Consider the following 12374-nt stretch of genomic DNA (forward strand, 5'->3'; position numbering starts at 1 on the left):
CTCCCGTCGGTCCCTGACCGGGCGGGTTGCGGAATACTCGCCGATGTCCCGCCGAGACTACAAGGAGCTTCAATGCCGAAGCCGACCCGGATCGACCCGGCCGACCTGCTCGCGGTCGGCGACCTCCTGACCGACGAGGAGCGGTTGGTCCGCGACACCGTCCGCCGGTTCACCGAGGAGCGGATCCGCCCGCACATCGGCGACTGGTTCGAGCGCGGTGTCTTCCCGGCCCGCGAACTCGCCCCCGAACTCGGCGCGCTGGGCGTGCTCGGCATGCACCTCGACGGCTACGGCTGCGCCGGCGCCGACGCGGTGGCGTACGGGGTCGCCTGCATGGAACTGGAGGCGGCCGACTCGGGGCTGCGCAGCTTCGTCTCGGTCCAGGGCTCGCTGGCGATGCGCTCGATCCACGCCTTCGGCTCGGAGGAGCAGAAGCAGCGCTGGCTGCCCGGCATGGCGGCCGGTGAGCTGATCGGCTGCTTCGGCCTCACCGAGCCCGACTTCGGCTCGGACCCGGCGAACATGCGCACCCGGGCGGTCCGCAAGGGCGGCAAGGGCGGCGAGGGCGGCGACTGGGTGCTGTCCGGCAGCAAGATGTGGATCACCAACGGCAGCATCGCCGACGTCGCCGTGGTCTGGGCGCAGACAGAGGAGGGCGTGCGCGGCTTCCTGGTCGAGCGCGGCACCCGCGGCCTGACCGCGACCGACGTGCACGGCAAGCTCTCCCTGCGCGCCTCCGTCACCAGCGAGCTGGCCTTCGACGAGGTGGTGCTGCCCGCCGACGCCGTACTGCCCGGCGTCACCGGCCTGCGCGGCCCGCTCTCCTCCCTCAACGAGGCCCGCTACGGCATCCTCTGGGGCACCGTCGGCGCCGCCCGCGACTGCTACACCGCCGCCCTGGACTACGCGAAGAGCCGGATCCAGTTCGACCGCCCGATCGCCGGCTTCCAGCTGACCCAGCAGAAGCTGGTCGAGATGATGCTGGAGGTCGAGAAGGCGTACCTGGTGGCCCTGCGGATCGGCCGGCTCAAGGAGGAGGGCGCGGCCCGCCCGCCGCACGTCAGCTTCGGCAAGCTCAACAACGTGCGCACCGCGCTGGAGATCGCCCGCAGCGCCCGGACCGTCCTCGGCGCCAACGGCATCACCACCGAGTACCCGGTGCTGCGGCACGCCAACAACCTGGAGTCGGTACTCACCTACGAGGGCACCAGCGAGATCCACACCCTGGTCCTCGGCGAGGCCATCACCGGTGAGTCCGCCTACCGCTGACGAGCCGTCCACCCACCCCGAGCAGCGAATAACCGGTGGCCGGGCCCCTCGCGGCCCGGCTACCGTCCCGCCATGACCAGTCAGCCCGCCCGGCAGCAGCCCCCGACCACCACCCTCTGGCGCCCCACCGGCCCGCAGGAACTGGCCCTGGTCGAGGCCGCCGACTGGCGTGCCTGGCCGGCCCGGCTGCCCGAGCAGCCGATCTTCTACCCCGTGCTGAACGAGGACTACGCGGTCCGGATCGCCCGCGACTGGAACGTGCCCGCCTCCGGCGTCGGCTACGTCACCCGCTTCGAGGTGGAGACGGACTTCCTCGCCCGCTACCCGGTGCAGCAGGCCGGTGGCCGGACGATCCTCGAACTCTGGGTCCCGGCGGAGGAGTTGGCGGAGTTCAACCGGCACATCGTCGGCCGGATCGAGGTCGTGCACGAGTTCCGGCCGGAGGGCTGACGGCCCTGCGCGCGCCCGTCCTGCTCGCCTGCCTGCTCGCCTGCCTGGGCGCCGCGCCACCCGGCCTTCGCCAAGCCGGCCGCCGACAGGTCCTTTCCGCCCGCCGTCCACCCGGACGGCACCGGCTGCCCCGCACCGGCGAGCGGATCGGCCCGGACACCCCCGTCCTGGTCAGCGAGCCGGTGGCCATCGCCGCCGAGTACCGGCTGTTCCTGCTCGACGGGGAGGTACGCACGGGCGGCCGCTACGCCCGCTTCGGCTCCCGACACCTCGCGGACACCCGCCGTTCGGCGCCCCGTCGCCGACCGGTACGGCCGACCGTGAAGCATGGCGCGGTCGGCGGCGCCCTCGGCGGGCGCGGCCGGGTGTGCACGACCGAGAGGAAGCCCCACCATGTCCGCAGTCCAGTGGCCCCGTCCCCGCGTCCTCGTGGTCGGGATCGACGGAGTCCGCCACGACTACCTCGCCCAGGTGCCGATGCCGCGCCTCCAGGAGGTCGCCGAGGCCGGGTTCCTGGTGCCGGTGACCGTCGCGGACTCCACCCCGACCATGTCCGGACCGTGCTGGGCCACCATCGTGACCGGCGTCGAGCCCGCCAAGCACGGCGTCTGGGGCAACCACCTCGGCGGCAACCGGCTGGACGTCTTCCCCGACTTCGCCACCCGCCTCAACCGCGGCGACCGCCGCCGCACCTTCGTCGCGGCCGGCTGGGACCCGCTGATGATCAACGAGTCCGGCGGCCCGCTGTTCCGCGCCCCCGGCCGGCTCTCCTACGTGGCCCCCGCCGAGGACACCCCAGAGGCCTGGGAGGCCGTCGACGAGGAGGTCACCCGGGAGGCCGTCCACGTCCTCGGCACCGCCGACCCGGAGGCCTCCTTCGTCTACCTGGGCGCCGTGGACGAGACCGCCCACTTCCTCGGCTGCGGCGAGGAGTACCGCGCCTCCATGCGCACCGCCGACGAGCGCCTCGGCCGGCTGCTCGACGCCGTCCGCGGCCGGGAGGACTACCCGCAGGAGCAGTGGACCGTCATCGTGGTCACCGACCACGGGCACGTCGACGCCGGCGGCCACGGCGGCCGCACCGTCGAGGAGCGGACCGCCTGGGTCGCCTGCGCCGGGCACGACATCCCGGCCGGCCCGCCCATCGGCGAGATCCGCCACCCCGACGTCGCCGCCCAGGTGTACGCCTCGCTGCTGCGCCCGATCGACCCGCACTGGACCCTGGACGGCCGCCCCTTCCCCGTCGCCCGGCCGGTCCCCGCGACCGTCTGACCCCGCGACCGTCTGACCCGGCGCCCGCCCGACCCGGCGCCCCGCCCCCGTTCGTCGCGCGCCCGGCCCATGCCCGCCCGCGGGCCGGTGCCCCGGGTGCAGCACACCGGGCTGCGGCGGGGCCGCGCCTGCGTCAGGCTCGATCGGGGCTCGGGACGTACCCGGGCCCGGCGTGGCGGCCCGAGCGCCGGAGCGGCACCCGCCTGCCTCCGGGGCCGGCCCCACGGACATACGCCTGAAGGTGGAGACGGTACCCCGTGGGTTGGATGCAGGATCGCGACCTGGTGGTGACGATCCGGAAGGTCGGCCCGCGCCACGATGGATACACCCGGACGGCGGACCGTTCAGCCCGGACGGGTCGCGGACGGGCCGGCGGCGGTCCTGGCCGCACCGGACGCAGCACGGGCGCCGCACGCAGCAGGCGCACAGCAGGCAGCACAGGCATCGGACGTACCGGACACACCGGACGCATCGGCACCGCACACGGAGAGGGCAGCCAGGCATGAAGGGCATCGTGAGCAAGGTCGCGCTGGGAGTCGCGGGCACCGGCATGGCCGTCGCCGTGGCAGCGGTGGCAATCGGCCCGCGGGTGTCCGAGTGGTACGACGGGCGCCACCAGGAGCAGGCCGCGTTCGACAGCGGCTCGCAGGCCAAGGCCGAACGCCGCTCGGTGCCGACCTGGCTGCCCGACAACGCCTCCTCGGTCAGGTACCTGATGTCCACCACCGGCGACGACCGGCTGCTGCGGGCCACCCTCCCCGAGGGTCGGCTGCCCGCCGGCTGCAACACCGGGGTGCCGGGCAAGGGGCCGCACCCGGTGCCGGTCTCGCTCAAGGCGGGCTGGTTCCCGGAGGGCATCGCGGCCAAGGCCAGCGGCACCTGCGGGCACTACAATGTGACGCTCACCGGCAACCAGCTCTACGCGTGGCAGGACGGCGCGACGCTGCAGGCGGCCCTTCGCGCCGAGCAGGTCGCCAAGCACTGAGGGTGCTGATCAGGCGTTGACCGGGCGCTGATCCCGGATCAGCCGTCCTGACCAGGGAACGAACGGCCCGCCGGGCACCGGAAGGTGCGGGCGGGCCTTCGTCGTGCGCGTGCTGTGGATCGGCCGGTGGGCGGATCCGTCCCGGTGCACCCCTGCCGTCGTCGCGCCCGAGGTGCTGCGATAGGACGGACCGCGAACGAACCCCACGTCACCGCGTCCGTTAGGAGTGCCATGCCCGGCCCGACCGTCGGTCCCACCGACGACACGTCGACCGATCCAGCCCCAGATCCAGCCCCAGATCCAGCTCCAGCCTCAGCCCAGGTCCAGGCCCCGGCGTCCGGCAGGTCGGCAGCCGCCGGCCGGGCCACCGTCGTCGTCCTCGGCGGCCTCACCGCGCTCGGCCCGCTCACCACCGACCTCTACCTGCCCGGCCTGCCCGCGATCGCCGACGACCTGGTCGCCGAACCGGCCGCCGTCCAGCTCACCCTCACCTTCTCGATGATCGGGGTCGCGGCCGGACAACTGCTCTTCGGGCCGCTCAGCGACCGCTTCGGGCGCCGTCCGCCGCTGCTCGCCGGGCTGGTCGTCTACACCCTGTCCAGCGTGGTGTGCGTGTTCGCACCGAACCTGTCGGTGCTGATCGCAGCCCGCTTCGTCCAGGGCGCGGCCGGGTCGGCCGGACTGGTCATCGGACGGGCCGTCGCCCGGGACCGCTTCCAGGGCGTGGCGATGCTGCGCTTCCTCGCCTCGATCGCGCTGATCTCCGGGCTGGCGCCGATCCTCGCCCCGATCATCGGGGCGCAGCTGATGCGCTTCACCTCCTGGCGCGGCACCTTCGGGGCGCTCACGGCGCTCGGGCTGCTGCTCACCCTGGCCGCGTTCGGCGCGCTGCGCGAGAGCCTGCCGCCGCAGGCCCGGGACGGCGGCGGGGTGGGCGCGACGCTGCGCACGATGGCGCGGCTGCTGAGCCACCGGCCCTTCCTGGGACTGGCGTTGACCAGCTCGCTGGCGTTCGGCGCACTGTTCGGGTACATCAGCGGGTCGTCGACGGTCCTCCAGCACGTCTACCAGGTGTCCCCGCAGACCTACAGCCTGCTGTTCGGGCTGAACTCGCTCTCCATCGTGGTGATGACCCAGCTGAACGGGCGGGTGCTGGCGCCGCGCTTCGCCGCGCGGTCGCTGATGCTGGCCGGGCTCGGGACGGCTGTCGCGGCCGGGGCGGCGCTGGTGTTGCTGACCACGGTGTGGGACTTCGGGTTGGCCGGGTTCTGCCCGCCGCTGTTCGTGCTGATGGGCAGTCTCGGGGTGGTGCTGCCGAACACGGCGGCGCAGGCGCTGAGCCTGGTGGAGCCGCAGGCGGCCGGGACGGCCTCGGCACTGCTGGGGACGGGCAACTTCCTGTGCGGCGCGGTGGTCGCGCCGTTGAGCAGCCTCGGCGGGCGACCGTCGGCGACCCTGCTCGCGCTGGTGGTGCTGGGCTGCGGTGCGCTGGCGCTGGCGACGTACGCGGCGCTGTGCCGGCCGGGGCGGCTGCGGGAGGCGGCGGAGGGGGCAGAGGGGGCGACCGAGCGGGCCTGACGGATGACGACAGACGGATAACAGCTGACAGATGTTGAAATCTGTCAGCTGTTATCCGTTATCTGTTTTCTGTTATCTGTTACTTGTCAGCTGTCATCTGCCAGCTGTCGTCCGTCGCTCAGGAGATCGAGAAGTCGTCCCCGTAGACGCTGCCCTGCCCGTACCAGCCGTGCAGGTACACCGTGACGCTGCCGGAGGCGTCGGTGGTGAAGGGGACGGAGAGCTTGGTCCAGCCCGAGGAGATGGTCCAGGTGCTGGCGTTGGCGCCACCGCTGACACCCAGGTAGGCGTAGTTGCCCTGCACCCAACCGCTCAGCGTGTAGCTGGTGTTGGGCTTGAGCGTCACGGTCTGTGTGCAGTCGCCGGTCTGGCTCGCGGAGGCTGCGGCCTGCAGTGCGTACGAGCCGGAGTGGACCGGCGTGGTCACGATGCCGCCACCGCTCTGGCAGGTCCAGGGGGCCGCCTTGCCGGTCTCCAGGTCACCGTTGACCAGGCCGGTCGACGGGGCCGTGCCGGTGACGGTCAGCGAGTAGGTCGCCGTGTGGCTGCCGGAGGGCGCGGTGGCCGTCACGGTCAGCGGGTAGGTGCCCGCCGCCGCGCCCGAGGTGGTGGAGATGTTGAGGGTGGCGCCGTTGCCGGCGGTGACGCTGCCGGGGGTGACGGTGGCGGTGACACCGGCCGGGGCGCCGCTGACCGAGAGGTTGACGTTCTGCGCCGAGCCCGCCGTGACCGCCGTCGCGATCGCCGCCGAGGTCGACGAACCCGCCTTCACGGTGGCGGAGTTAGGGTTCACCGCGACCGAGAAGTCGTTGGTCACCGTCGATCCGCTGGTGAACGGCGCGAAGATGTGGGTGAAGTCCCAGGTGTTCTGGTTGATCCCGGAGCAGGAGTCGTCCCCGCCCTTGCCCGGGCAGCTGCCGTTGTCGCGCTGGAGCGCCCAGAAGGACAGCGTGTTGATGCCCTTCGACACCGCCCAGTTGTACACGGTGGTGGCGTTGGCGACCGTGAAGGTCTCGGCCGCGCCGAAGTCGTCGATGCCGACCATCTCGATGATCCCGATCGAACCCCACAGCTGCGAGGGGGACTTGGCCGGGTAGAGCTGGGCCAGCTGGTTGTACAGGCCCTGCGCCGAGGTCTGGGTGTCCGCTGCCATGTCGTGGGTGGCGTTGTCGTAGTAGTCGAAGGTCATCATGTTGACGACGTCGATCCGCGCCTTGTTGCTGACGGCGTTGCGCAGCACCGCGAGGCCGTTGTCGGCCAGCCCGCTGGTGGTGGTCGGCAGCGTGTAGGAGAACTGGACGTTGCGCCCGTTGGCTGCGGCCCAGTCCTGCACGACCTTGATCGCCTTGTTCCGGCGGTCGATGCCGGCCGTGTTGGTCAGCGAGTTGTCCTCGATGTCGAGGTCGATCCGGCTGATGTCGTAGGTGGTGATCAGGTTCTCGTAGGCGGCCGCGATCTGGTTGACGTCGGTGCAGCTGTCGGCCAGTTCGGTGCCGGTGTTGTCGGCGGTGTAGCCGCCGAAGGAGGGGATCACGTCCCCGCCGTTGGCGCGGATGGTGGCGATGTCGGCGCCGAAGGTGGAGGAGGACACCGGCTTTGAGGTGTCGCCGTTCCAGTACGGGGTGCAGGAGCCCTTGGTGGCGGCCTGGAGGAAGGCCATCGTCAGGTACTTGGCGCCGGACTGGGCGGCCAGGGTGGCGGGGCTCTGGCCGGTCCAGGATTCGAAGTAGGGCGCGAAGACCCGGCTGGGGAGCGGGGTGGCGGCCTGGGCGGAGCCCGTCCCGGTGGCGACCAGACCGGCCGAGGCGGCCAGTGTGACGCAGGCCGTCAGCGCGGCCCGGAGGGTTCTGCGAAGACGCATGGATTCTCCAACAGACGTGGTGGGGGAGGATGTTGGGGGCGTACGGGCCGTGGGGCGTCCGGTGGTCGTGTGGGGTCGACCGTGCGGACGTCCGGGGCCGGATCGGGTGCAGGGGGCGTTCGATGCGGACGTGAGGGCGTGCGGAGCCCGCCGCCTCGCATGGAGGCGGGCGGCGGTGCGAAAGGTGCGCACGCCGTACGGAGCGGGGGTGGAGCGGAGCAGGGCAGGGCAGTGCCTCAGCCGCCGGTGGTCACACCCCCACAGTGCATCCCGGTCGGATCGACATGCTTATGTTTGGACTAGACCACTGGTCTGTCAAGAGAGCTAACAGTTCGTCAGCGGACGGCCCCGGCCGTCGAAGGGCGGGGACGCCGATGGCCGCGCACCCGGCGGACGGGGCGCGGCCACGGCTGCCCGGAGCTCAGGACACCGGGCGGTTCGGGGGTGGTGCGGGAGGCGTCAGCGCGCCGCCGGGCAGAGGGTGGCGCGCAGCGCGTCGTCGATCTTCGCGGCCGTGTCCGGTCCGAAGCCCTGTGGATGCTCGGGCGAGGTGAAGTGCTGGTCGGCCAGTTGGGCCAGCTTCGCCTTGTCCTTGGGGTACTGGTACAGCGCCTGGCACTGCTTGCGGGCCTGTTCCACCGCCTGGTCGGGCTTGCCGCCGACGATCGCCGGGTCGATCGCGTTCAGTGCGGCGACCACCTTGCCGGTCAGGTCGGCGTCCGGCTTGGCGGGCAGGCCGGCGTCGGCGGGCGGTGCGGGCTTGGCCGGGGCCGAGCCGTCCGCGCCGGGCGTGGAGCCCGGGTCGGCGGGTGCGGACGGTGCGGCCGTCGCGGGTGCCGGGGCGCCTGCCGAGGCCGTGGCGGTGGCGTCGGCGGTGGCGGCGGCGGTGGGGGAGCCGGCCGCGACGGTGGCCTTGGCCGAGCTCGAGCCGGAGCCCGATCCCGAGCCGGAGCCGGAGCCCGAGCTCGAAGCGGAACTGGAGCAGGCAGCGAGGCTCACCGCGGCGAGTGCCGTGAGGGAGGCGGCGAGGAGACGAGTGCGCATGGCGCCACACTGTCATGTTCGCGGCGTAGAAGGGAAGGTCCGGTGGGACTGCCGCGAAGGGCGCGGAAACGGCGAACGGCGGCGCGGAGGAAGCCCCTCCGTGCCGCCGCCCGCCGCGCCGCTGTCTGCCGCCCGCTGTCCACCGCCCGCCGCCCGCCGATTCCAGGGCAGGGCAGGGCCGGGCCGAGTCGGGCGGCGGACGGCTAGGTCGGACCGTCAGCCCAGCCCGTTGCTCTTCAGCCAGTCCTTGGCCACCGCCGACGGGTCCTCCTTGTCGACCGAGACCCGCTTCATCAGCGCCGTCAGCCCGGCCGTGTCGAGCTTGGCCGACACCGCGTTGAGCGCCGCCGTCGCGTTGGCGTCCACGCCCGCCTTGTTGACCAGCGGGGTGACGTTCTGCGCGCCGAAGACGTTCTTCGGGTCGCTCAGCGGCACCAGCTTGTACTGGACGATCTTCGGGTCGGTGGTGAACACGTTGCCGACCTGGATGCTGCCGTCCTTGAGCGCGTTCGCGGTGGTGTCGGCGGTGGGCTTCCACTCCTTGAAGGTCAGCCCGTAGACGTCCTTGAACTGCTGCTCGCGGCGGGTCTTGAACTCCGGCGGACCGCCGATGGTGAACTCGCCGGCCTTGGCCGCGAGGTCCGTGATGCTCTTGAGGCTGTACTTGTCGGCGGTCTCCTGGGTGACGCTGAGCGAGTCCTTGTCCTCCGCGGGGGAGGAGTCGAGGATGGCCAGCGAGGCGGGCAGCGCCTTGGTCAGCGCCGCGTTCACGTCCGGGGTGGTGACGGCGGTGTTCTTGGCGTCCAGGTAGGCGAGCAGCGCGCCGTTGTACTCGGGCAGGACGGTCAGGTTGCCGCTCTGCAACTGCCCGTAGAGCACCTCGCGGCTGCCGATGTTGAACTTCTCCTGGACCTTGACGCCCTTGGCCTTGAGGGCCTGCGAGTAGATCGAGCCGAGCAGCACGTTCTCCGGGAAGTTCGCCGAGCCGACCACCACGGTCCCGCCGGAACCACCGGAGCCGCCCGCGGCGGCACCGCCGGAGGCCGTGGCACCGGCGGAGGCGCTCGACCCGCCGCCGAGCGGGTTGCTGCTGCCCGAGGAGCCGCAGGCGGTGGCGCCCAGGGCGAGTGCGGCGAGGGTGCCGAGGAGTACGGCGCGGCGGCTTCCGTTGAATGTCGACATGATGACAGTTGTCCTTCCGGAGCGAATGGGAGAGAGAAGAGGGAGGGGCCTCAGCGGGTCCGGCGCTGGGCGCGCACCCCGGGCGGGAGCGCGAACCGGGCGAGCAGGGCGAAGAACAGTTGGGCACCGACCGCGAGCAGCACCACCAGCAGCGCGCCGCCCACGGTCACCGCGTACTGCCGGGTGGCCAGCCCGTCGATGACGTAGCGGCCCAGGCCGCCCAGCCCGACGTAGGCGGCCACCGTGGCGGTCGCGATCACCTGGACGGTCGCGGTCCGGAAGCCCGCCAGCAGGGTCGGCGCGGCGGAGGGCAGGCAGACCTGGAACAGCACCTGCGGGTGGGTCAGGCCGATCCCCCGCGCGGCGTCCCGGACGTCCGGATCGGTGCCGCGCACCCCCTCGACGGCCGCCACCAGCAGCGGCGGCGCGGCCAGGGCGACCAGCGGGAACAGGACGGCGGTGTCGCCGACCCCGGCGAGCAGCACCGCGAGCGTGACCAGACCCAGGGTGGGCAGGGCGCGGGCGGCCCCCGCCAGCGCGGTGACCACCGTGACGCCGCGCCCGGTGTAGCCGATCAGCAGCCCGAGCGGGACGGCCAGCAGCGCCGCGAAGAGCAGGGCCTCGCCGGAGAGCAGCAGGTGCTCGGAGACCCGGTGCACGATCGAGTCCGGGCCGCTGCGGCGGTCCGGGTCGGAGAAGAAGTCGTTCAGCCAGTTCAGCCAGTTCACGAGCCCGCCCCCTGCTCCCGGACGGCCCACGGCGCGAGCAGCCGGCGGGCGGCCACCAGCAGCAGGTCGACGGCCAGCGCCAGCACGGCGATCAGCACGATCCCGGCCACGATCGGGGTCGGGAAGGTCCGCTGGAACCCGTCGATGAACAGGTAGCCCAGCCCGCCGCGGCCGATCAGGGCGCCGACGCTGGCCAGCGAGATGCTGGACACCGCCGCGACCCGCAGCCCGGCGATCAGGTACGGCACGGCGGCGGGCAGTTCGACGGCGGTCAGCCGGTGCCAGGGCCCGTACCCCATCGCGGTGGCGGCCTGCCGGACGGAGTCCGGGACGGCGCGCAGCCCGTCCACCGTGGTCGGCAGCAGGACGGCGAGGGCGTAGAAGGTGAGCGGGATCATCACGGTCGCCTGGGTGGCGAGCCCGGTGTACGGGATCAGCACCACGAAGACGGCCAGTGAGGGCAGCGCGTAGACGATGTTGAAGACGGCGGACAGCGGCTGGTAGAGCCGGGGGAAGCGGGCACAGGCCAGGCCCAGCGGAACTGCCAGCAGCAGGCCGATGAGCACCGGGACCAGGGCGATCACGGCGTGGTCGGCGAGCAGGTTGCCGAGGTAGCCGAGGTGGTCGCCGATCCAGTACCAGCGGACGATCGGTTCATCGTCCACCGTCGGCTCCGTCCGTCGGGGACTGCGGGAGCGCTTCGTTCGCCAAGTCCGCCTCGTGCGCCCCGTCCGCCTCGTCCGTCACGGCCGCCTTGTCCGCCACGGCCGCCTTGTTCGCCTCGTGCGCCACGGCCGCCCGGTTCGCCTTGGTGAGGGCGACGGGCGTGAGCGCGGCCAGGACGGCCTCCCGGCCCGCGGTGCCGACCGCCCGGCCGGCGGCGTCCAGCGCGACCGCGACCCCGGCGGGGGAGAGCACGGCGGCGTCCAGGGCGGCGCGCAGGGTGTCGGTGTCCGGGCGGTAGCCGGCGGCCGGCCGCAGTTCGGTGGCCCCGGCGGCACGGTCGATCCAGCCGATCGGGCGGCGCTCGTCGTCCAGGGCCAACTCCCAGCCCCCGTGGTGGAGTCCGTCGTCGATCGGGCGGAGCTCGACGGCCTTCGCGGGCCGCAGGCCCAGGCCGCGCAGGCCCCGGTCGCGGCCGAGGAAGGCGGCGACGCCGTCGTCCGCGGGGGCGGTCAGCAGGGTGTGCGGGTCGGCCAGCTGGGCGATCCGGCCGTGCTCGCGCAGCACCACGACCTGGTCGCCGAGCCGGACGGCCTCCTCGATGTCGTGGGTGACGAACAGCACGGTCTTGTGCAGCTCGGACTGCAGGCGCAGCAGTTCCTCCTGGAGGCCGGCCCGCACCACCGGGTCGACGGCGCTGAACGGTTCGTCCATCAGCAGCACCGGCGGGTCGGCGGCCAGCGCCCGGGCCACGCCGACCCGCTGCTGCTGGCCGCCGGACAGCTGGAACGGGTAGCGCTTGGCGGTCTCGGGGGCGAGGCCGACCAGCTCCAGCAGTTCGGCGGCCCGGGCCCGGGCCTTCTTGCGGTCCCAGCCGAGCAGGTAGGGGACGGTGGCGATGTTGTCGATCACCTTGCGGTGCGGGAACAGCCCCGCCTGCTGGATCACGTACCCGATGCCTCGGCGCAGCTTGGCGGGTTCCAGTTCGGCGATGTCGGTGCCGTCCAGCAGCACCCGGCCCGAGGTGGGCTCGACCATCCGGTTGACCATGCGCAGAAGGGTGGTCTTGCCGCACCCGGAGGGCCCGACCAGGACGGTTATCCGACCGGTCGGGACTTCCAGGTCCAGTCCCTCGACCGCGATGGTGCCGTCTGGGTGGCGCTTGCCGGCGCCCTCGAATCTGATCACGGAGTGTTTCCTCGTCAGGGCGCCCCGGGGAGGCGGCGCCTGTGTCGGTCGGTCTTTCGGGTCGTTCGGTTGGCGGCGGTCGCACCGCCCGGGCGTTCTTCCGCCCGCCTGGCTGCCCAGCTTCGGACCGGCGGAAACTCTGATCAGACTATGA

Annotated in this window: 11 protein-coding genes and 1 pseudogene; 6 read left to right on the forward strand and 6 right to left on the reverse strand. The window is 72.7% G+C overall.

Annotation, left to right across the window (positions count from 1 at the left end; all coding sequences use genetic code 11):
* Positions 1–72: 72 nt before the first annotated feature.
* From ACZ4W5_RS00625 to ACZ4W5_RS00650, 6 genes and pseudogenes are all read left to right on the forward strand, one after another.
* The gene (locus ACZ4W5_RS00625) at positions 73–1269 is read left to right on the forward strand and encodes an acyl-CoA dehydrogenase family protein (RefSeq protein ID WP_360229908.1); all 1197 of its coding nucleotides are present in this window, start codon (positions 73–75) and stop codon (positions 1267–1269) included.
* Positions 1270–1341: 72 nt separating this feature from the next.
* Positions 1342–1719: a hypothetical protein gene (locus tag ACZ4W5_RS00630; protein ID WP_465651768.1), complete on the forward strand. Its 378-nt coding sequence runs from the start codon at positions 1342–1344 to the stop codon at positions 1717–1719.
* Positions 1720–1844: 125 nt separating this feature from the next.
* A pseudogene (locus ACZ4W5_RS00635) lies at positions 1845–1976 on the forward strand (ATP-grasp domain-containing protein); the annotation flags it as partial.
* A gap of 136 nt (positions 1977–2112) precedes the next feature.
* A complete protein-coding gene (locus ACZ4W5_RS00640) occupies positions 2113–2991 on the forward strand; it encodes an alkaline phosphatase family protein (protein ID WP_465651770.1) in 879 nt (292 codons plus the stop codon).
* 502 nt (positions 2992–3493) lie between these two features.
* Positions 3494–3976 (forward strand): hypothetical protein, encoded by a 483-nt coding sequence (locus ACZ4W5_RS00645; protein ID WP_465651772.1) that lies wholly within the window; start codon positions 3494–3496, stop codon positions 3974–3976.
* A gap of 231 nt (positions 3977–4207) precedes the next feature.
* Positions 4208–5554 (forward strand): multidrug effflux MFS transporter, encoded by a 1347-nt coding sequence (locus ACZ4W5_RS00650; protein WP_465651774.1) that lies wholly within the window; start codon positions 4208–4210, stop codon positions 5552–5554.
* Between the two features lie 118 nt (positions 5555–5672).
* Here the strand turns inward: ACZ4W5_RS00650 and ACZ4W5_RS00655 are convergent, their stop codons facing one another.
* The 6 genes from ACZ4W5_RS00655 to ACZ4W5_RS00680 all read right to left on the reverse strand — a co-directional run bounded on the left by ACZ4W5_RS00655 (position 5673) and on the right by ACZ4W5_RS00680 (position 12220).
* Entirely contained in the window at positions 5673–7415 is a 1743-nt protein-coding gene (locus tag ACZ4W5_RS00655) for a glycosyl hydrolase family 18 protein (RefSeq protein WP_465651776.1), read from the reverse strand.
* 459 nt (positions 7416–7874) lie between these two features.
* A complete protein-coding gene (locus ACZ4W5_RS00660) occupies positions 7875–8459 on the reverse strand; it encodes a hypothetical protein (protein WP_465651778.1) in 585 nt (194 codons plus the stop codon).
* Between the two features lie 216 nt (positions 8460–8675).
* On the reverse strand, positions 8676–9641 hold the full coding sequence (locus ACZ4W5_RS00665) for an ABC transporter substrate-binding protein (RefSeq protein ID WP_465651780.1): 966 nt from the start codon (positions 9639–9641) through the stop codon (positions 8676–8678).
* Positions 9642–9691: 50 nt separating this feature from the next.
* The gene (locus ACZ4W5_RS00670; RefSeq protein ID WP_465651782.1) at positions 9692–10369 is read right to left on the reverse strand and encodes an ABC transporter permease; all 678 of its coding nucleotides are present in this window, start codon (positions 10367–10369) and stop codon (positions 9692–9694) included.
* Positions 10366–11034: an ABC transporter permease gene (locus tag ACZ4W5_RS00675; protein WP_188303439.1), complete on the reverse strand. Its 669-nt coding sequence runs from the start codon at positions 11032–11034 to the stop codon at positions 10366–10368. Before ACZ4W5_RS00675 ends, ACZ4W5_RS00670 begins: the two co-directional genes overlap by 4 nt.
* A complete protein-coding gene (locus ACZ4W5_RS00680; protein ID WP_465651784.1) occupies positions 11024–12220 on the reverse strand; it encodes an ABC transporter ATP-binding protein in 1197 nt (398 codons plus the stop codon). Before ACZ4W5_RS00680 ends, ACZ4W5_RS00675 begins: the two co-directional genes overlap by 11 nt.
* Between the last annotated feature and the right edge of the window lie 154 nt (positions 12221–12374).

This window comes from Kitasatospora sp. NPDC029367 (assembly GCF_055569135.1).